The sequence below is a fragment of the Streptomyces sp. NPDC058052 genome (genome assembly GCF_042885515.1).
Taxonomy (GTDB): domain Bacteria; phylum Actinomycetota; class Actinomycetes; order Streptomycetales; family Streptomycetaceae; genus Streptomyces.
Genome location: NZ_JBHVRX010000092.1, coordinates 1 through 1,208, shown reverse-complemented (window position 1 = coordinate 1,208; position 1,208 = coordinate 1). Strand labels below are relative to the sequence as shown.

Sequence of the window (1,208 nt, the reverse complement as noted above, 5' to 3'; positions counted from 1 at the left end):
AGTCATATAAGCTAAGCATTTCTCCGCCCAATAGATTAATAAATCTTGCTCCTGAGGCATAACTAATCATAGACATTGCAGGTATAGGAGTTAATCCTGCAATTCGGTCAGGACCATCTTTTTTAATCGTATATAAAATTTGTGCTGCAATAATATCTGTTACGTCTCTCCAGTTTGCTCTAACATGACCACCTTTTCCTCGAGCTTCTTTATATGCTTTAGCTTTATTTTCATCTTCTACTATAGAGGCCCATGCTGCGATTCGATTGCCGTTATTTTCCTCTAATGCTTGAGTCCATAAATCTAATAATTTCCCTCTAATGTATGGATATTTTACTCTTAGAGGACTGTACTCATACCATGAAAATGAAGCGCCTCTTGGACATCCACGAGGTTCAAATTCCGGCATATCAGGTCCGCAACTTGGGTAGTCAGTTTGTTGATTTTCCCAAGTAATCACTCCGTTTTTAACAAATACTTTCCACGAGCATGAACCAGTACAATTGACGCCGTGAGTCGTTCTAACTACCTTATCATGGCTCCATCTTTCACGATACATTTTCTCCCATTCTCTACTCTTTTGCTCTAAAACTGACCAATTTCCATTAAACTTTTCAGTAGGCTTAAAGAAATTTAATCCAAATTTTCCCATTAATGACATCCTTCCACTTTGAATGCTTTTATCATTTCGCATTTATATCGTAGTATTCATGTTCACAATGATTGTACATTTTTTCACAAAGTTTTAATATTAGGGAAATACCTAATTGAATAGTTTTAATCCCTAAAAAAAGGGACGACAATATTGAATTCGAGTGAATCCAATTTGTCGCCCCACGCTTCCGAGGAGTATCAAAATTAATTCTATTTATGCTTGAATATAACTAATATCGTGTTGGTCCATTATATTTTTGTATAATACTTGTTGAGTATGATGATAACTATTATCAAAATTGAGTAAACAATTCTTCCCTTCTTCATACAATGCTTCAGCTTTTAACATAGCAGTTTCTTTATCTCCATTAATCACGTACAAAATATGATTGATATCTTCCATGGTGCTATCCAATACCATTTTATCTATTTCATTCACTAATGGACCTAATATACAAATTCCCGGTTGTCCCTCTAAATTATCTTCACTTAATAGTTGTTCAATCGTACTTAACTTCCCGGTAATCACTTTTTGATTATAGCAAGTAGCATTA

The 1,208-nt window shown here is 34.5% G+C and carries 2 protein-coding genes; both read right to left on the bottom strand.

Annotated elements, in window-relative coordinates; all coding sequences use genetic code 11:
- Positions 1–652: molybdopterin-dependent oxidoreductase (locus ACFVU3_RS40135; protein ID WP_390073722.1), on the bottom strand; the 652-nt coding region annotated here is incomplete at its 3' end.
- A 216-nt stretch (positions 653–868) separates the two neighbouring features.
- Positions 869–1,208 (bottom strand): hypothetical protein (locus ACFVU3_RS40130; protein WP_390073721.1); only part of this gene is annotated, 340 nt, incomplete at its 5' end.